This is a genomic window from Paraburkholderia kirstenboschensis (assembly GCF_032806925.1).
Taxonomy (GTDB): domain Bacteria; phylum Pseudomonadota; class Gammaproteobacteria; order Burkholderiales; family Burkholderiaceae; genus Paraburkholderia; species Paraburkholderia kirstenboschensis.
This window is the reverse complement of the sequence record NZ_CP136512.1, coordinates 886450-905866: the sequence shown is the minus strand read 5'-3', so window position 1 is coordinate 905866 and position 19417 is coordinate 886450. Positions and strand designations below refer to the sequence as shown.

At 61.2% G+C, this 19417-nt stretch carries 15 protein-coding genes, 1 pseudogene and 1 riboswitch; of the genes and pseudogenes, 12 read left to right on the top strand and 4 right to left on the bottom strand.

The window, feature by feature from the left end:
- Nucleotides 1–55: 55 nt before the first annotated feature.
- Together RW095_RS12745 and RW095_RS12740 are read right to left on the bottom strand one after the other, a co-directional pair.
- Nucleotides 56–1714, bottom strand: coding sequence for an ATP-binding protein (locus RW095_RS12745; protein ID WP_128586830.1), 1659 nt, complete (start codon nt 1712–1714; stop codon nt 56–58).
- Between the two features lie 4 nt (nt 1715–1718).
- Complete coding sequence (locus RW095_RS12740) at nt 1719–3236, bottom strand: ATPase domain-containing protein (RefSeq protein ID WP_317019357.1); 1518 nt, start codon at nt 3234–3236, stop codon at nt 1719–1721.
- Between the two features lie 162 nt (nt 3237–3398).
- Here RW095_RS12740 and RW095_RS12735 point away from each other — a divergent pair, with 162 nt between their 5' ends.
- Complete coding sequence (locus RW095_RS12735; RefSeq protein ID WP_317019356.1) at nt 3399–3839, top strand: hypothetical protein; 441 nt, start codon at nt 3399–3401, stop codon at nt 3837–3839.
- A 20-nt stretch (nt 3840–3859) separates the two neighbouring features.
- Here RW095_RS12735 and RW095_RS12730 read toward each other — a convergent pair whose 3' ends face one another.
- Nucleotides 3860–4450, bottom strand: a complete 591-nt coding sequence (locus RW095_RS12730; RefSeq protein WP_317019355.1) for a histidine phosphatase family protein — start codon at nt 4448–4450, stop codon at nt 3860–3862.
- 78 nt (nt 4451–4528) lie between these two features.
- Nucleotides 4529–4615, top strand: a riboswitch (adenosylcobalamin (AdoCbl) riboswitch).
- Between the two features lie 51 nt (nt 4616–4666).
- On the opposite strand from RW095_RS12730, the gene RW095_RS12725 reads away from it, so the two are divergent.
- From RW095_RS12725 to RW095_RS12680, 10 genes and pseudogenes are all read left to right on the top strand, one after another.
- Entirely contained in the window at nt 4667–4888 is a 222-nt protein-coding gene (locus tag RW095_RS12725; protein WP_128586824.1) for a CbtB domain-containing protein, read from the top strand.
- Nucleotides 4889–4899: 11 nt separating this feature from the next.
- Nucleotides 4900–5688 (top strand): CbtA family protein, encoded by a 789-nt coding sequence (locus tag RW095_RS12720; protein ID WP_317019354.1) that lies wholly within the window; start codon nt 4900–4902, stop codon nt 5686–5688.
- Between the two features lie 82 nt (nt 5689–5770).
- Complete coding sequence (locus RW095_RS12715) at nt 5771–6520, top strand: DUF3560 domain-containing protein (RefSeq protein ID WP_317019353.1); 750 nt, start codon at nt 5771–5773, stop codon at nt 6518–6520.
- A gap of 243 nt (nt 6521–6763) precedes the next feature.
- A pseudogene (gene tssG, locus RW095_RS12710) lies at nt 6764–7816 on the top strand (type VI secretion system baseplate subunit TssG); the annotation flags it as partial.
- Between the two features lie 36 nt (nt 7817–7852).
- On the top strand, nt 7853–9718 hold the full coding sequence (gene tssF, locus RW095_RS12705; RefSeq protein WP_317019836.1) for a type VI secretion system baseplate subunit TssF: 1866 nt from the start codon (nt 7853–7855) through the stop codon (nt 9716–9718).
- A gap of 42 nt (nt 9719–9760) precedes the next feature.
- The gene (locus RW095_RS12700) at nt 9761–12205 is read left to right on the top strand and encodes a type VI secretion system Vgr family protein (RefSeq protein ID WP_317019352.1); all 2445 of its coding nucleotides are present in this window, start codon (nt 9761–9763) and stop codon (nt 12203–12205) included.
- Between the two features lie 21 nt (nt 12206–12226).
- Nucleotides 12227–14611 carry a M23 family metallopeptidase gene (locus RW095_RS12695; RefSeq protein WP_317019351.1) on the top strand — a complete coding sequence of 795 codons (2385 nt, stop codon included), beginning with the start codon at nt 12227–12229 and terminating at the stop codon, nt 14609–14611.
- A gap of 633 nt (nt 14612–15244) precedes the next feature.
- Nucleotides 15245–15496, top strand: coding sequence for a PAAR domain-containing protein (locus RW095_RS12690; RefSeq protein WP_317019350.1), 252 nt, complete (start codon nt 15245–15247; stop codon nt 15494–15496).
- Nucleotides 15497–16001: 505 nt separating this feature from the next.
- Nucleotides 16002–16199, top strand: coding sequence for a hypothetical protein (locus RW095_RS12685; protein WP_317019349.1), 198 nt, complete (start codon nt 16002–16004; stop codon nt 16197–16199).
- Nucleotides 16200–16816: 617 nt separating this feature from the next.
- Nucleotides 16817–17176, top strand: a complete 360-nt coding sequence (locus tag RW095_RS12680) for a lyase family protein (protein WP_317019348.1) — start codon at nt 16817–16819, stop codon at nt 17174–17176.
- Nucleotides 17177–17255: 79 nt separating this feature from the next.
- Here the strand turns inward: RW095_RS12680 and RW095_RS12675 are convergent, their stop codons facing one another.
- Nucleotides 17256–18083, bottom strand: coding sequence for a 2OG-Fe(II) oxygenase (locus RW095_RS12675; RefSeq protein WP_317019347.1), 828 nt, complete (start codon nt 18081–18083; stop codon nt 17256–17258).
- Between the two features lie 244 nt (nt 18084–18327).
- Here RW095_RS12675 and RW095_RS12670 point away from each other — a divergent pair, with 244 nt between their 5' ends.
- Nucleotides 18328–19170, top strand: coding sequence for an FAS1-like dehydratase domain-containing protein (locus RW095_RS12670; protein WP_317019346.1), 843 nt, complete (start codon nt 18328–18330; stop codon nt 19168–19170).
- Nucleotides 19171–19417 lie beyond the last annotated feature (247 nt).

Here is a 19417-nt window from a genome sequence, read left to right as displayed (position 1 = left end):
TCGTTAGCAAACTATCGAATTGGAATTTTTAGCGGCGCATGGCGACGCACGCGCCTCACGCGATCAGTCCGAGCCGGATCGTCCGCGCGAGGTCGTCGAGCTGAAAAGGTTTGCGCAGTACCGTGCAGCGTTCCACCGCAAGACCGGAAATGTCGATGTCGGCATAACCGGTTGCGAGAATCACCGGCAGGTCGCTGCGCATCTTGCGGGCCTCGGCGATCACGTCGATGCCGTTCATGCCGGGCATGGCGAAGTCGACCATCAGCAGGTCGGGGTTGTCGTCCTGCAAGCGGTTGAGTCCGGCTCGTCCGTCGGCGGCTTCGGTCACGTTGTAGCCGAGCATTTTCAGCGATTCGACGAGCATGGCGCGTACTTCGCTGTCGTCCTCGATCACCAGCACGCGCTTTTCGCCCACAGCGTTCGCTTCGATATTGGAGGCCTCCGCAGCCTGCGGCGCGACGCGGTCGCGTAGCGGCAACCACACCTCGACCGTCGTGCCGGCGCCTTCCTCGCTGAAGAGTCTCGCCGTGCCCCCGGCTTGCCGCGCAATGCCGTACACCTGGCTGAGGCCCAGTCCCGTCCCTTTGCCGATCGGCTTTGTCGTGAAGAACGGATCGAACACGCGCGACACGACGTCGGGCGGTATGCCCGAGCCCGTATCGGTGACTTCGATCACGACATAGCGGCCCTCGGCGAGCGTCTGATCAGGCGCCGTGCGCTGCTTCACGCGGACACTGAGCTGGCCGCCGCCGGGCATTGCATCGCGCGCGTTGATCGCGAGATTGAGCACGGCCAGTTCCAGCTGATTCGCGTCCGCCTGGGTCCACAGCTCGTCGCTTTCGAAGTCGTTGCTGTAGCTGATACCCGATCCCAGCGACACGGTGATGATGTCGCGCATGCCTTGCAGCAACGCGACGACGTCGACGGCCTTGAGGTCGAGGTTGCTATTGCGCGAGAACGTCAGCAGCTGGCCGGTCAGTTTCGCGCCGCGTTCGGTCGCGCGTTTGACCGTCGCCGCCATACCGCGAATGCGCTCGTCACTGCTCACCCGGGAGATCAGTTCCGAGTTGACCATGATGACGTTCAGCAAATTGTTGAAGTCGTGTGCGATGCCGCCGGTGAGCTGCCCGAGCGCTTCCATCTTCTGCGATTGCACGAGCACGGCCTGCACTTTGGCGCGCTCGTGAATCTCCATCATCAGCCGGTTGTTGGCTGAAGCCAACTCGTGCGTACGTTCCGCGATGCGGCCTTCGAGCGAGTCGTTCAGTTGCACCAGCGCTTCCTGCGCTTCGATCCGCTCGGCCAGATGGCGGCGCGATTCATATTGCCGCGCGCGGGCCCGCAGCGCCGAGGCCACCGCGCGGCGCAGCGTCTCGGAGTTCAGCGGACGTTCCAGCACGACCACATTGCCCAGGCGTTCCAGCACTTCGATCCCGCGCGCCGACCGATGCCCCACGCGCGTGGCCGCGAGCAGAATGAAGGGAAAGTCCGACCACGCCGGCTGCTGTTCGAGCCAACGGAATAGACGCGTCGCATGTTCGCCAGCGAGCGCTTCTTCGGCGATGAGCGCGCTGCCCGCGCCGGCGTCGAGGGCCTCGGTGAGGGCGTCCGCGTCGCGGCACGGCACGCATACGCGGTGATCCTTGTGCAGGACCTCGGCAATAACGTCGGCGTCGCGGCCAAAAGGCGCGAGAATCAGGACCCGTTGCTCCATGACGTTACTGCCGCGACGTGTCGATGACGTGCTCCGCCGTGCCAAGTAGCGCCGTGGTGCCGCGGTAAGACGGCAACCCGGAAAGCACGCCTTCGAAATCGCGCAGCGCTTCACCCACTTCGACGCCCTGGCTCGTGAGCCGGAACTGGCGGATGGAGCGTTCATGGGCGCTGGCGCGGCTCTTAACGGCCGTCACGGCGGTCAGGACTTCGCCGTGGTGTTCGAAATAGCGGAACAGGATGACAACGTCGCTCAGGTAGCTGATGTCGATATCGCTTTGAACCTCGCCGATAATCCCGTGCTGTCCCAGCACGAGCATCGTCATAACGCCTTTCTGGTTGAGATACCCGAGTAATTCGTGCATCTGCAACAGCAGGTAGCGCTCGCCCGGCATTGCTTGCAGGTATGCGTTGAGACTGTCGATCGCGACATATTTCACACCTCTTTTCTCGACGGAGATGCGGACGTCGCTCGCGAATTCCCCGGGCGAAATCTCGGCGGGATCGATCTGACGTAGCGTCAATAGTCCGCTATCGACGTAGGGCTGCAGATTCATGCCGACCGTGGCGCAACGCGCGATAAGCGTAACCAGCGTTTCGTCGAAGACATAGTAGACGCAGCGTTCGCCACGTTCGAGAGCCGCAATCAGGCATGACACCACGGTGGTGGTTTTGCCGACGCCCGACGGTCCGATCAACAGCGCATTGGTGCCCGGTATCAGTCCGCCGCCAAGCAGCGCGTCGAGGCCTGCCGTGCCGGTGGTCACCACATGTGTATCGAATTGCGCGTGATGTTCGGCCGCGACGAGGCGCGGATAGACATGGATGCCGCCGGTGTCGAGCGTGAAGTCGTGGTATCCCTCGCGGAACTTGATGCCGCGCATTTTGGCGATACGCACACGCCGCCGATTGCCGCCGTAGTCGTGCACGATGTTGTCCAGCGCGATCACGCCGTGAGCGATGCTATGCAGTTGCACGTCGCCCGGGTCGGACGTGTTGTCGTCGAGCAGCAAGACCGTGCATGCGCGCGTGGCGAAGTAGCGTTTCAATGCGAGGATTTGCCGACGGTAGCGCAGTGCGTTCTGCGACAGCAGGCGCAACTCGGACAGACTGTCGAGCACGATCCGCGCAGGTTTGATCTCGTCGACCTGCTGGATCACATTGCGCACCGTTTCGCCGAGTTCGACCTCGGCCGGATGCAGCACCGTTTGCTCGAATTGGGGATCCAGACCTTCGTCGGAGAGCAACTCCAGGATATGGAAGTGGCTCAGATCCCAGCCGTGGCTGTCAGCTACCGATATGAGCTCCGAACGCGTCTCGGACAGCGTAATGTACAGACCCGCCTGGCCTTCCTCAACCCCCTGAAGTAAAAATTGCAACGCCAAAGTGGTTTTACCCGTGCCGGGCGCGCCCTCTACGAGGTACATGCGGTGCGGGGTGAGGCCGCCTCCCAGGATGTTATCGATTCCCTCGATTCCTGAGCAAAGGCGGTCGGGCGTGTGTGTGGCAGCGTCTTTTGACATAGCGTGGTTATAGCATTGATAAATTGGCCTGGTCCGTCAGCCGGTATCGGCAGAATGCAAGTTGCATGCCTATTGACGGGGAGCCGTCGTTTTACGTTTTGCGACGGCATGGAGCGTGCTCCGGATCGGAGCCCTTCAATCCATTGAGAACATGCGCCGCCTATGAAAGCCGACATGCTGGTCGTGACCACACTTGTTGTTTCATCGCTCGGCGGCCTCGCGCCGAGCGCCGCGAATGCCGACGATGCACCGAGCCCTTGTGCATCGTTGAAACGTATCGTAGCGGCTGCGCCGGGCGGGTTTGCAGCGCTTACGCCGGACGACGGCAAAGGCGTCGGTCAGCCTTATGGCGACGACGCGCAATGCTCGGCGGCGCGCGGGAGCTATCAGTGCGCGTGGACACCGCATCGCGATTCGGGCTCGACTGCCGATGCATTGGAAGCTGTCGCCGCCGACATTGCTTCGTGCCTGCCGGAGGCGACGCACGATCAGAATTCGCCGGGACGCCAGCACTTCTATCTTGGCGTGCCCGGCAAGCGCACGGAAATTACGCTGACGCCTGCGGGTTCGGGCAAGCTGCGTCTGTCGGTATCGGGTAAATAAGCCTGGACGTTCCAGTCCAGTCACGACGACGCCGGCCACCAAGTCCAGCCACGTTGTTGCGAGCGCTGCAATTCGACGACCGCGAGCGGTGGGATTTGAATGCGCGGAAAGACCTCTGGCGATGTGCCCAACACATGCACGATCGCCGCGCGGATCAGCGGCGCGTGCGTCACGGCGACTACATCGTGGGCAGCGCGCGACGCGCCATCTGGCGCAACGTTTATTGCGTCGAGCCATTTGCCGATCCGCTTCACCACCTGGCTGAACGATTCACCGCCGTGAGGAGCGGCGTCGGGGTCGTGCGTCCAGGCTGCCAGGGCGTCTGGCGCTTGCGCGGCGAGATCGTTGAGGCGTTGGCCGCGCCACGTGCCGTATTCGACATCCGAGAGCGCGGAGTCCACCTTCGCGGCAAGGCCGAGCGCCAAGGCCGTTTCGCGCGCACATGCGGCGGGGCTGACGAATGCGGTCGCATTGTGGGCAGACGACAGGCGCGCTCGCGCTGCTTGCGCTTCGCCGAGGCCGCGAGCGTCGAGCGGATCGTCGGCGGGAAAGCGGCCCGCGCGCATGGCCGCGGTCGGCGCATGGCTGACCAGTAACAGCCGCAGGTTCATTGTTGAGTTCCCGTCAATATGCGCTCGTGTCCGTGTGTGGTAGCTGGCGCGGAAGTTTAGCGCGTAGAATAGCCGCACTGCGAAGCGCGGAAGCCGGTGAAAGCCCGGCGCGGTCGCGCCACTGTAATCGGCATCACAAGCCGAAAGCCAGACCTGAGCTTCGCACCATTCCTCTGCAATCGACTACGGGGCGCGCTACCCCAGGAGATGTCCATCATGACTGAAGCTGTTTTCGATCCCGCCCGCCAACCCGCCATTCAGCCCACGCCGATTCCGTTGCGTGAACTGCTGCCTTGGGCCGTGTTCGGCGGATTGCTGCTGTTGCTCGCGCTGTACTTCGTCGGTGCGGAACAGGGCGCCACTTCTTTAGTGCCTGGCATGTACGTGCATGAGTTCGTGCACGACGGCCGCCATCTGCTCGGCTTTCCCTGCCACTAACGGAGCAGAACATGGTCGGTAAGCTGTTGTTGCGCGGGATGCTTGCAGGCATCGCCGCGGGGCTGCTCACGTTCGCGTTCGCGCGAGTGGCGGGCGAGCCGCAGGTCAATCAGGCGATTGCCTTCGAAGAGAAAGCCGGGGACGGGGCCGGTGGAGTGCATGAGCACGCGCATGAGCATGCGGGTGCGCAGGCGCACGAGCACGCGCATGAGCAGGAGCTAGTCAGTCGCGATACGCAAGCCGGATTGGGATTGCTGACCGGCGTGGTGACCTACGGCGCGGCGTTCGGCGGACTGTTCGCGCTGGTGTTTGCCTATGCGTACGGGCGAGTGGGCGCGATGAGCGCGCGTGCGTTGTCGGCGTGGCTTGCGCTTGGCGCTTTCGTCGCACTGGTGATCGTTCCCAACATCAAGTACCCGGCGAACCCGCCGGCGGTCGGCGACCCGGAGACAATCGGAACGCGCACGGGCCTGTTCTTTCTGATGATCGCGATCTCGCTGACCGCGCTGGTTTTTTCGCTGAAGGTCCGGCGCTGCGCGGCGATGAAACTCGGCGCATGGAACGGCTCGATCGTGGCCGGACTTGTATTCATCGCTATCATTGCCGCGGTGCAGATGTCGATGCCCGTGATCGACGAAACACCGCCCGGTTTTCCTGCGGCGCTGCTGTGGAAATTCCGCGTGGCGGCGCTCGGCATGCAGGCGATCATGTGGGCGACGATTGGGCTGCTGTTCGGCGCGATCGTTGAGCGGAGCTCGTTCATTCGTGTGGGGAATCGGACGGCGGCTCGGTCGGTTTGAGGTCTTTTGGCGGCTCGTGTTGGTCGGCAACGAGCCGCGCCTGTATCCCGTGCATCGCCTCGATGAAGAAACGTACAGGCGCGTGAAAGCTGCGGGCTTTTGCTGGGCACCGAAGCAGGAACTGTTCGTCGCCCCTGCATGGACGCCGCAACGTGACGACCTGCTGCTGGAACTGTGCGGCGAGATCGATGATGAGGACACGCCACTGGTGGACCGGGCGGAACAGCGTGCGGATCGTTTCGACGGGTACAGCGAACGCCGGGGCGATGAGGCCATGGCCGCGCAAGGCCGTCGATGCCACTACCGACACATACCGCTCGGCCGGCCGATTCTCATCGGCCATCACAGCGAGAAGCGCGCATGCAAGGATGCCGAGCGCATCGAGAACGGCATGCGTCGCGCGATCAGGCTGTGGGAAACGTCCGAGTACTGGGAGCAGCGCGCAGCCGGTGCGCTGCGCCATGCGAAGTACCTCGAACGCCCGGACGTTCGCCATCGCCGCATCAAGCGTATCGAGAGCGAGCAGCGCAAGGTGCAGCGCACGACGGACGAGGCGCAGAAGTTCCTGACGCGATGGGATGCAAAGGAGCTTACGCTGGAGCGCGCCATGGCGATTGCCAGTCATGTCCACTTCTACCGCAAGTTCCCGCTTGCTGGTTTCCCGCGCAATCCGCCCGCCAGCCAGTACGAAGGCGACATGGGCATCTGGTCGGCGCTTGAGGGTGGCGTCATCGGTGCGGAACAGCATGGCCGCGATGAAACAGCAGTTGTCCTCCCATCGCCCGCGCCCGTCGCGGGCTTTTTTTTGCCTGCGCTGACGCCAGCCCGGTGACCAGTGTTGATGCGTGATGCATAACATGGTCAGGACAGGGTAGATAGCCGTCAATGCAACTGGACGCCGCTGACATTTCCCAGCGTTATTGCGGAATAGTCCCGCTGACTATCCAGCGACTATCCCCGATGATTGAAAAAACTTGGGGAAGAGGTCAAACGATGAAAGCCGTACGGTGCGACACGTATCCACGCCTCACGGCTCCCGTCTTTCCAGGCTGCGCGGATTAGGCGCGTCCTGATGATGGAGCGCGCCCCCTTGGATCTGACCGTGCCCGGCGTAACGCTTTCACCGGAAAGCGTTGAATGCCTGATGGCCGAACCCTGGCGCTACGGGTTTATCTCCCTGCTGCGCCGTATCGGCGCCGATCCGCGCATTGATCCGGTCGGCACCGCGCGGCGTCCCCAGGCGGAACCGTTCCGTCTCGGCCAGGCGCCAAGCCTCGCATTCGCACCGCGCGAGATTGCAGACGTGCGGGAGGTCAACGGGCGTCTGAAAATCCGGCTTCTGGGTCTGGGCATGCTCGGGCCAAACGGGCCGCTGCCGGTTCACGTCACCGAGATTGCGCGCGAGCGGGAGCAGCACCGGCAGGACGCGACGCTCGTCAATTTTCTCGATATCTTTCACCACCGCTACCTGACGCTGCTGTACCGGGCGTGGACCTCCGCACAGGCCGCAGCAGGGCTCGACCGGAAGGATGACGAAACATTCTCCTTTTATGTCGCGAGTCTCGCCGGGCACGATCCCGACGAGATCGCCGGGCAGCCGTTTGCGGCGCATGCGCGCCTCGCCGCCTCCGCGCATCTCGTGCGCGAAGCACGCAATCCGGACGGCTTGCGCGCGACGCTTGAACAGTATTTCGGCGTGCCCGTCGCTATCGAGGAAACCATCTTTCACTGGCTGGAGACCGCGCCGGCCAGTCACAGTCACCTTGGCGCGCCTGGGGAACCATCAACGCTCGCCATAGGGGCGATGCTCGGCGAGCAGGTGCCGGACCGCCAGCACTGGTTCCGCATTATCCTGGGGCCGCTCGACATGGAGGTGTATCTGCGTTTCACGGCGCAGGGCGTGGACCTGCCGAAGCTGGTCGAATGCGTGAGGGAATTTGTCGGGCGCGGCTATCGGTGGGAACTGGAACTGCGCATCAAGCCACAGGGCGCACCGCCTGCGGTGCTGGGTGGAACGGAACAACTCGGCTGGTCCACCTGGCTTGGACAGGCGCCCACCGATGCGCCGGTTACCGGCATGCGCTTCGAACCGGAACACTACGTGAAGCAATTCACGAAGGGCGATGCTTCATACAGGCCACGCCGGGAAACCGGCGCGGGAGAGCTGCTGACCTGCTACAACGAGGAATTGCTGTACCTGCGCGAACTTGCCGCCGAGTTTGCGCGGGCGCATCCGAAAATCGCGCGCCGCCTGGGCATGCAGGCGGGTGAAATTGGAGATATCTATGTCGAGCGGCTGATCGAGGCATTCGCCTTCATGTCTGCCCGCATGCGCATGAAACTGGACGCCGCGTTCCCTGACTTCACGCAGCCCCTGCTGCAATGTCTGTATCCAAACTACCTCGCGCCAACGCCATCGATGGCGGTGGCGCGGCTATACCCGGATCACGCAAAGGGCAAACTGGCAAACGGGTTCCATGTGCCGCGCGGCAGTCTGTTCGCCTCCCCCGTGCCGGAGAATGGCGGCTGCGTCTGCCAGTTTCGCAGCACCCAGGACGTCGCGCTGTATCCGCTGGAAATCGTCAGCGCCCGGCTGACCGGCATTCCGCCCGATATCCCCGCGCTTGAGCGCTACGTGCGCCCGGACCAGAAAGTGCAGGCCGCATTGCGCGTGCGGCTGCGAACCACCGGCAGCGTCACCATCGAGCAGTTGCGCGGGCTCGATCGGCTGCCGGTCTATCTCGCGGGCGATGTGCAGATCGCCTCGCAACTGTTCGAACTCCTGCATACCGGAGCCGCCGCATCGGTACTCGCCGCGCCGGGGAGTTTTGCCACTGCCCGGGCGCCGCTGCACGTCGTGCGAAGCGAAGCGGTCGTGCATGAGGGACTCGGCACGGATCAGGCGACGCTGCCGCTTGTCTGGCCGAAGTTTCACGACCACAACCTGCTGCACGAATATGCCGCCTGTCCCGAGCGCTTCCTGTTCTTCACGCTCACCGGCCTTGAAGCGGGACTGCGCCGGATCGCGGGGCAGGAAGTCGAGATCGTCGTGCTGCTGGACCGCCCCGCCGGCGATTTGGTGGCGCGGGTCGATGCGTCGCATTTCGCGCTGTTCTGCACCCCTGTCATCAACCTGTTTCCTGTCACGATAGACCGGCTCGAACTGCCTGAGAACAGCACGACAGCCGCCCTGCAGGTCGATCCACTCGCGCCCGCTGACTACGAAGTGTTTTCCATCGGGGCACTGTCGGGATCGGAAACCAGGGAATCCGCAGGTCTTGAGTTCCAGCCGCGGTATCCGACACTGGCCCGCGACGAGAACAGCACCGGCCGTTATTTCGTCACACGTCGCGAGCCCGCACGGGGCACAGACCTGGCGCGCCGTTACCAGGCACGCGCCGCCTACGCGCCGGGCGACACGCTGGTGTCGCTGGTCGATGCAGACGGCGCGCCCGGCCATGACGCCATCCGGTTTATCACCGCGCAGGTGTGGGTTACCAATCGCGATCTGCCGAACCTTCTGGCCGTCAACGGGGTGGACGATCTCAGTCCGGTCGTCAATGCACCGGTGACCAGCGTCGGTCTTATCCGGGCGCCGACCATGCCGAAGCCGCCGCTTGCCCAGGGCGCCACCGCCTGGCGGCTGGTGCGCCAGCTCAGTTTCAATCATCTGCCGCTGGAGGACACAGGTGGCGCGGGACTGCGCGAACTGCTCCTGCTGTACCGGACCGGCGACAACCCCGGCTTCGTGCAGCAGGTGCAGGCAATCACAGGCGTGGAAATGCAGACGGTGACGCGCCGGTTGCCCGGTGCAGGCGACCTCATTTTCGGCTGCGGCACCGGCTGCACGATCACCGTCGATGAAGGCACTCTTGCCGGTGAAAGCCCCTATCTGCTCGGTCTGATCGTTGAGCACTACCTGGCGCGGCATGTCTCGATGCACACCTTTGTGCAGACCTCCATGCGTTCGGTACAGCGCGGCCCGGTCGCGCAGTGGCCGCCACGCATGGGCACCCGCAGCGCGGCCTGATGGCCGGCAACCGCATCAATTCATTCTGAATGAAGGAGACCCATGCTGAAGTTTTCGACCAGACGCACGATCACCGTTAGCGGCGCGGCGCTGCCGGAGTCGCCCTCGGGCGAGCCCGCACTGGTGCTCAGATCAATCCGCGGCGAGGAAGCCCTGTCGGAAATCTACACCTACACGCTGGACATGGTGACGCCGCAAGACCTCGACATGTTCAGCGACGACGCGGCGAACCTCGACCTGCGCGCCATGATCGGCAGGCCGCTGACCGTGGCTATCCAGCTTGAAGGAATGAGCCGGTTTTCCGGTCCTTCGTGGATGTCGAACATCGGCAGCGGCATGCGTGAGATCAGCGGCATCGTGACCAGCGCGCGCTTTGTCGAACAGCAGGACCGGCAAAGCCACTACCGGCTCACGCTGCAACCCGGTCTGTGGCTTGCCGGGCAGCGTTCGGACTACCGGATATTCCAGCGCAGGAATGTCATCGACATCATTCGCGAAGTGGTGCGGATCTATCCGTTTTCCTGCGCCTGGCGCACCAGCCGGATTTACCCGCCACTGGACTACCAGGTCCAGTACGGCGAGACGGATTTCGACTTCGTGCAGCGTTTAATGGCTGAGAACGGCATCTACTGGTTCTTCGAGCACTCGAAGGTCTTCCACCGGATGGTGTTCGTGGACCACGTGGGCGCGCACAGGCCGGTGGAGAGCGAGGCGTATCACACGCTGGCGTACTACCCGCCCGGGCACAAGATCGACGCGGAGTATATCGACGCGTTCGATATCGCGCAGACGTTGCAGTCAGGCGTGTGGACGACCGGCGACTATGACTTCAAGCAGCCCGAAGCCAATCTTGGCGTGCGCAAGGTCCAGCCGCAGGAGACGATTCACAACGATCTGGCGCGCTACGAGTGGCCGGGCGACTACACCAGCACGGTCGAGGGCGAGAAGTTCGCGCAGATCCGCATCGAGGAACTGTTCGCGCGCGGCGAGCGGGCCGAAGGCCGTGGCGCGCTGCGCAATGTGGTATGCGGGACGACCTTCCATCTGGAGAACCATCCGTATCGCAAGGCGAATCGGGAATACATGGTGATCCGCGCGAAGCTCGATGCGGAGGAGACGATGGACGCCTCCGGCCCGGGTGCCTACCGGTTCGACACGGACTTTACCGTGCAACCGGCGACCAATGTGTTCCGCCCGGCGCGCACGGTCCCGAAGCCGCGCACGACCGGCCCGCAGACTGCGGTGGTGACGGGCTTCGATAGAAACGTCGTGTCCACCGAGCCGTATGGGCGGGTGACGCTTAAATTCCGCTGGGACCGCTCGCCGAACCGGGACGAGAATTCGTCGTGCTGGGTGCGGGTCATGTCGCCGTGGGCGGGTAATGGGCACGGGAGCATCAGCGTGCCGCGTGTGGGCACGGAAGTGATCGTGGACTTCATCAACGGTGACCCGGACCGGCCGTTCGTGATCGGGCAGGCCTACAACGCGAACAACATGCCGCCGTGGCCGTTGCAGGACAGCCATGCCCTGTCGGGCATGCTCAGTCGCAATCTGGAAGGGGGAGGGTCCAACCAGTTTGTTGCGGACGACACACCGGACCGGTTACAGGCGCAGGTCACGAGCGATCAGGCGACCTCGCGGCTGGTGGTGGGCTACAACACGCGCATCGTGCCCGGCGAGGGACGCAAGCAGGCGCGCGGCATCGGCTGGGAACTCGCCACCGATTCATGGGGCGTGCTGCGTGCGAACCACGGCATGCTGGTGACCACCGAGACGCGCAGCGGTGCGGGCGCACCAGTGAAGGACATGGGCGAAACGGTGCAGCGCCTGACCCAGGCACGCTCGCAACACGAGGACATGGCGCAGCTCGCGCAGCAGCACAACGCGCAATCACCCGGGGCGGGCCAGCATGACGCCGCGCAAGCCATCAAGGCGCAGAACGACGCGATCCGGGGCGGCGAGGTTCGTCCACGCGAGAATCCGTTCCCCGAAATGACGCGGCCCGATCTTGTCCTGGCGAGCGCGGCGGGCATCGCCATGAGCGCCACACAGGGCACGCACATCGTGAGTGGGCAGGATCATGCGGTGACGGCGGGCCGCGACGTGAGCGTGTCGTCCGGGCGTTCACTGTTCGCGTCGGTGCGCGGCGCGATCTCGATGTTCGCCTACCAGCTCGGGCTGAAACTGATCGCCGCGAAAGGCCGGATTGATATCCAGGCGCAGAGCGATGTGATGGCGCTCGCAGCGCTGAAGGACGTCACGATCAGCAGCACGGATGGCAAGGTCATCATCACCGCTTCAAAGGAGGTCTGGATCGGTGCGGGCGGCTCGTATATCCAGATCAACGGCAGCGGGATCATCAACGGCTCACCGGGGCCGATCCTGGAGAAGGGGAATTGGGATGTGCAGGACGCCGACGCTCGCATACCGAGTTTCCCTCCGTTCGGATCGGGTACGCCCACCGACGGGTATTCCTATTCCCTCTGATTCGCTCACGTTTGGAACCACATGATTATCAGCCCACCATTCCTCTCAGCAGCGCAGCCACAGCAGAACGACACGATGGCCACGGCCGACGCTGGCAACACGGTTGTACCCGGCGGTGATGTGTGTGCCGCCAACATGCTCGAATGTGCGCCGGGCAACGGCGCCTATCCGGTCAGCTTCAATCTTGGCTGGCATGGCGGTGCGCATCTGAAAGCCCCGCTGGACGGCAATCAGGCCACTTCCGTGCGCGCCATCGCGGATGGCACGATCGTGTACGTGCGCCCGACGGACACGACCCACAAGCCGACCCTTCAGTACCGCAACGTGCGCACGGACGACGGCTGTGTCGTCATCCGGCACGATACGGAAATTGGCGAAGGAGACAACGCGAAGGTCACCTACTACTCGGTGTACATGCACCTCCAGGCCGTGCTGTCGTCGTTGTCCGTGGGCAGGAAGGTTTATCGCAAGGATATCCTGGGCACACCGGGCCAGGTTTACGGGCAGTTTCCGCAGATTCATTTTGAAATCGTCTGCAACGAGGCGAACCTGAGGAAGTTCCTCGGGCGCGCGCCCGGACCGCTGGGCCACACCCCGGCACGTACCGATGCGGTCTATGGTGACAACTGGTTCTTCATTCCTCGTGGTGCGAAGCTGTTTGCCAGTGAGCCGCATCCCTTCCGTGATGACGACAGTGCGCCGCCTGTCGCGACGTTGCACCCACAGCCATCTCTCGTGCCAGCGGGAACCAGTTGCGATCTTGTCGTGCGCATGCATTACGAGAGGGACTGCACGCTGACGACCTACCGGCAGAACGCGGATCTGAGCTGGTCCGCGTGCGGTGCAATGCCTGCAGAAAGAGACGCAGAGTACAACCTGTATCAGCGGGCTAACGCCCTTCACGGACGTTTTACAGACAATTCGCTGGCGGCAATTGCTCCAGGCATGGCCGTGGCGTCTCCGAGTGCCATCTTCGAGATGATCCGTTTCGGACGCTGCATCAATGACCAGCTTCCTGGCGGCGCGCGCTTCAATCACTGGCGGAAAGTAAAGACACCGGACGGTGACGGCTGGATCAATCTTTCGAAAACAGGCGTGAGGATCTATAGCGATGCCGATTTCCCGGAATGGGCGGGCTGGAGCTTCATTAACGATGACCCCACGCCCGACAGCCTGTGCGATTCGCCGACAGTGAAGCGGTGGCTGGACGTCAATCATTCCGGCCATGTCAGCCACGCCGATGCTGTGGGGGCTCTGGGTGTCGATGCGGTCCGCCAGCGCCTTGCTCACGCTGTCTGCAAATTTCCTTCGGAATGGAGCCGGAGCGGACTGGAGGCGCGACATAACTGGCTGAAGAGTCCGCACCAGGCGCTGACCAATCCACTGTCGGAAACGGACTTCAACACATTGATGGATCACGCGCGCGATCTGGCGTTCTGGGAGGACATCAGCGATCCTGAATTTCCGCATGCCAATGAGGTGTGTCATTTCCCGCCGACGGCGTTTGTACGGCATTTTAGGACGTGCGCGTGGCTGAGTGTAAGCGAATTCAAGCAGATTCTTCCCAGAGAGGTCTTGCGTGAAGGCCCGCATCACGCGATGTATTACGAAAACGTATTGGCGGTAACAACCACGTTCTTGCAGCATCATCTTAAATCACTCAATTTTTCACTACGGAAATATCTGATCAATACGCCTCAACGATTGTCGGCGTTCTTCGGAAATTCGTTGCAGGAAACGCAATGGCTTACCAAGATCCACGAAAATAACCACACAGAATGGTATTACCCTTGGGACGGACGCGGTTTTCTTCAATTGACTGGCCCGGACAATTATGTCGAGTATTGGGACTTCATAGGATATGGTGTCCAGATTTCCCAGCAAACTCGCATGCAATTGCACAATGCATACCAACATGCAAGCGCTGACCGCCCGCATGCGGCAAATTACATTTCCGATAACACCAGTGGCGTTACGCCGTTAATGGTCGGATGGCGCTCAAGTGTCGGAGGAGAGGCGCAGCCACAAAATCCGGACTCCCTTACTTGTCCATCGGATAGTGCTGGCTTCTATTGGTCAAAGATGGGAATGGCCAAGTTCGCTGACCGAACTATTAACCTTGAACGTCGTGAAGTTTTGGCAACGCGCCCTCCCAACCCGCACAACCCAGCCAGTGGCGGCGCGCCGATTAGTAAGATTTATTACCACAGCGAGAACTTTCGCGACGCTTCTGCAATTGTTAATTATCCCGCTGCGGTTGGTCATTCGAATGTCGCTTTTAATGGATACGTTGCCCGCTGTATTGGTTTTGCACAAACGCTCGCCGTAATAGGTGAACCATGGTTCCAAGACGCACACGGCACGCTGCTTTCGTTCCCTGAAGGCCGCCAACCGAGAAGAGACTGATGATGAACTGTATGCTCAGAAACACATTATTGACGTGTACCTTTATCTGCAGCTGCAACGCGCTCCTAGCTGCTACCCCACTGTCTACCAACGGCAAATCCTCCGTCCTTTCAGTAGACATGGGAGGGGGTTGTGCTATCAGTCTGCTTGATGTGTATGGAGGTCACCTAAAAAGCGGTATGCCTGCTAACGCTTCCTATTGGACCGACAAACCACCTGTACGAAGCAGTGTTGGTAATTTCGGGATCAATTTTGAGTGCCATACAGGACAACCACCCGATGATGTAGCCAAGTCATACGGAGCGAGGTGGAACGTGCGGGGGAAACGGTGGGCTCCTTACTATGAAGACCGGAGCGAGCAACGGCTTGCCGCCCCGGTTTCGCGCATATATCAGTTGCAGACGACGAGCGCAACCGGTTTTCTTCGAACTACTGATCAGATTAATGGCGACGAAAGTCAGCGTGTGCGTTTTTACGCTTTTTGTTTATTTCGCGCAGAGATAGCTGTATGCGGCGATGGTCAGTCACGTTTCCTAAAAGAGCCATCGGGTGATTTTCTGCCATATATATTGCGTGTCCTCCGAAGTGTTCAATTAATGAATTCTCCTAGCGCGACGACTGAAGAAAAAGGCCATGATCAACTTAATCCGGCTCGGTGACACCACCGACCACGGCGGCGAAGTCATCACCGCCTCCGAAGTCATGCGCTATGGCGGCGTGCGCGTGGCCCGCAAGGGCGACCAAGTGACCTGTCCGCTTCACCCCGAGGTGGTGCCCAACGTCATTGTTGAGGGCGACGACAGGATAACGGATCACGGCGTGCCCGTCGCGCGTCAGGGCCATCACGCAACGTGCGGTTGCAGCCTTGTATCCAGCATCGTGTAGCGGGTGTATCCACGCCGTTTCCTGCGGCGTGGATACACGACGAAAGAACGACGGTACGTGATTGTGACGAACCCGGTCACTATCAGGCTGTTGCGCCTGTGGATTGCGAAGGAGCCCTATCATCGCGCGCGTCGTGGGGAATGTTGCTGGCGTTCCCCATCGTGTGCGCGCCGCAGCGTGCACAACCAACCCGTCAGCTTTCTGCTTCAACAAGTGACTTGTAGAAACGGCACCTGAATCGCCGTTAGCTTGAATGTTTTACAAACCACATGTCCAATATGTCAGCCCTTTTCCATTGAGGGGAAAGGCAGTTTCCCCGCACCGCAGCGTGTGGGGAAACGTGGGGGAATGATGTTTGGCGGCGTGTGGGGAATGCTCAGTTTCCCCTCACATGGCTCGGGAAGCCTTATGGCGTGGGGTTCAGCGCTGTGGGGAGAGACTTATCCACGGACTTGCGAACAAAAACTGGGGATAACTCCGTCCTGCGAGTCAATCGGGGACCGTTATGAAAACAAGCGCTATCGCAGCGCTTCTTTTCTTCTGCATGGTCCCGTCGGCTTACGCTCAACGCTCAACTCCGGAAACAGTCAACAATTTCGCTCACGCTCAATCCGACGTGCCTGTGGACGGCTTTGGGTCGATCAGCATCTATAACGCTGAGGGCGACTATGAGAAGAATGAGAAGAACAACTACAACGCGTAGTCGTTGAGCAGCGTGACGGCAAAGAAAGACAGCGACGCGGGGTAACAGTCCGGCCCGGCGGCCGCGACGGACAAGCGCTCAACTCGTCTCACGGCACATCTATAGATACCTGTCGTCGGTTTATCGCAACCGGCAGGCTGCTTTATTCGGCCAACTCCGTTGGTCGGCCTTCGGAGCACGCACCTGTTCGGCAGTGTCTTCATCGATACAGAAAGCCGACACGGCTTGAGTCCGCCTGCTCCGACCGACCTCACATACAGGCAAGCATCACCGCACGGACTCCGTTCGAACGGTGATATGTGTGCTCGCGGTCGTCCGCACAGCCGTTCATGCGCGCCATCCGAAGCAGATAACCGTGACCACGATGGAAACAAACTCGCCTTAAGAACTATTCAGGGTTTCCTAGTTTAATTTATAAGGGGTCCGCATAGAATGGCTTCCAGTTGCGGTTCCGTTGAACGGTGTTCTGCATGATTTCCGGGCGAAGCCTGAATCGCCAGGGCGCATTAGATCATCTGGAGTTCGAAGGGTAAGCATGCGGCGTATCCGCTGCTGTTTTGAGCCGGTTTTCTACGAGAGGCAGCGAGATGACGGCGTTTAGAACGGAAAGCGACAGCATGGGTGAAGTTCAAGTGCCCGCAGATCGGCTGTGGGGTGCGCAGACTCAACGGTCGCTGCAACATTTCAGCATTGGGCATGATCTCATTCCGCGAGAAATGATAGGCGCATACGCCATCCTGAAGCGGTCGTCCGCCATTGCCAACCAGGCGAGTGGACGGCTCGACGACGTGACGTGCGGTCTGATCGTGAAGACATGCGACGAGCTTCTGGATGGCAAACATCAAGACATGTTTCCGCTGCATGCGTGGATGAAGGAGATCGTTCTGTCCTACGGCGTCTCACTCATCGACGATGCAACGCTTCGCGACAGCGTGCGCGATGAGACAGCGACAGTGCTGGGAATTGAGCATCTGTGAGTCTTTCGAACAACGCCTTGCGGTGGCCGGTTCGAAGAGTCGGCTCTGTCATTAAGGCCGAGCGCGAGCATGTTCACACCTACGTGTTGGCGACGCCTTCGGAGGACGGCGCCATCGCATCATGAAAAATAACTCCCAGCGTATGCCGTTGTCCCGACCTCAACCGGCTCACCCCGTGCCGCAAATTCACGCGATATGCACCACGCGTGCCTTGCACCGGCCGTTGATGAACCGCGAACACCACGGCGTCTCCCTTGCGCAGCGGCACGACTTCCGTGCGTGATTGCATCCGCGGACGCTGCTCGGTCATGACGAATTCGCCGCCGGTGAAATCCTCGCCGGGTTCCGACAACAAAATTGCGACCTGTAGCGGAAACACGTGCTCGCCGTAAAGATCCTGATGCAGACAGTTGTAGTCGTCGGTCACGTACTGGAGCATCAGCGGTGTCGGGCGCGTCTGGCCTGCAGCGTGGCAGCGCTCGATAAATTCGCAGTGTCCTGCCGGATAGCGGATGTCGATGCCCATCACCTCGTTCCAGCGATTCGCCACCGGCACGAGATGCGGATACAACTCGCGGCGCAACTGTCCGATCAACGGCGGCAACGGATAAGCGAAATACTTGTACTCACCACGGCCGAAGCCATGCCGCGCCATCACCACGCGGCTGCGGTACAAGTCCTCTCGCGGATATAGCGCAGTAAGGGCATCGCATTCGCGCCCGCTTAACAGCCCGCCTAGCATCGCGCAGCCATAGCCGTTCAGCTCTTCTTCGACGTTGAACCAATCAGTCGCCTCGACGCGCGCCGTCAGCGAACTCGCATAAGTGCGGTCCTGCGACGGCTTCAATTCAGTTTTGCGATCCTGTTCCGGCGATTGCGTGCGGGCATCTTTCGCCACCGTATTCATGAGAGTCTCCCTCAGCGATTTTCGAACGATGATTGAGTGTAAGCGCGTCTTTCAGGCCGCGCACTCCGACTCTTGCGCTGCAATTCCCCGGTTCGAAGACGTGCGAATAAGCGGCGATGCGTCCCGCAGAACGATCAGGTCCAAGCAACGTAAAGCCACCAAGCGCAACGATAAGCTTTGCGAAGCGCGTCGCGGCGTTCATAGTAGGTACTGTCAATTCGTCGCTCCACGGGAGGCTTTGCCCATGTCCGATTCCCACAAGAAACTCGATGATTGGCTCGGCACCGAGCAAGTCGCCGAAGATCACATTACCGCGTTTCCGCTGGCGGCTCTCGCCGCGACGTTGAATCGCGAGCAAAGCGGCGACACCGTTCCGCCGCTTTGGCACTGGCTCTACTTCTTGCCGATCGCGCCGATGTCCAAAGCCGGCCCCGACGGTCATCCGAAGCGCGGCGATTTTCTGCCGCCGGTGCCGCTGCCTCGCCGCATGTGGGCCGGCGGGCGCGTTACTTTTCATGCGCCGCTGAAGGTGGGTGAGCGCGCCACGCGTACGTCGACGATTGCGAATATTGAAGACAAGACAGGCCGCTCGGGGCGCCTCGTTTTCGTCACGGTGCAGCACTCGATTGAAGCCGGCGGAGAACTGAAGCTCGAAGAAGAGCACGACATCGTCTACCGCGACGCACCGCTAGCAGACGCGCGGCCTCAGCAGCCGCAACTCGCGCCGCAGGGCGAGAGTTGGAGCCGCACTATCGACGCCAACCCCGTCATGCTGTTTCGCTATTCGGCGCTGACCTTCAACAGCCATCGCATTCACTACGACTATCCATATGCGACGCAAGTCGAGGCTTATCCTGGCCTCGTCGTCCACGGCCCGTTGATTGCCACGCTGCTGCTCGATCTCGTGCGCCGCGAGCGACCCGACGCAACGCTGCAGAGCTTTGCCTTCAAGGCGCTTCGTCCGACGTTTGCGGACCACGCTTTCAAAGTGTGCGGCGCGCCCTCGGCGGATGGAAAAACCATCGACTTATGGGCAAAAGATCATGAAGGCTATTTGACGATGCGAGCGACAGCGGGCATTGAGTAATTTCGCGAACCCAAGGTGTCAACCATTATATATAGCTGAAACCTCAACCCGCACGCGATGAAAAGCCCGGTCATCTGAAGGTTTCAGCGTGGGAATCAAAGTGATATTTCTCTGAATGTGTAGGAGCAAGTCCCGCATTAACTGGTGACTTCGCAGGATCACGGTCGTTTATGCGCATAATGCATTGTTGCTAACCTGCATGAGGTGATCGGGGCGCCGCTCGCAATTGGCTTGCAAGTGGCATGTA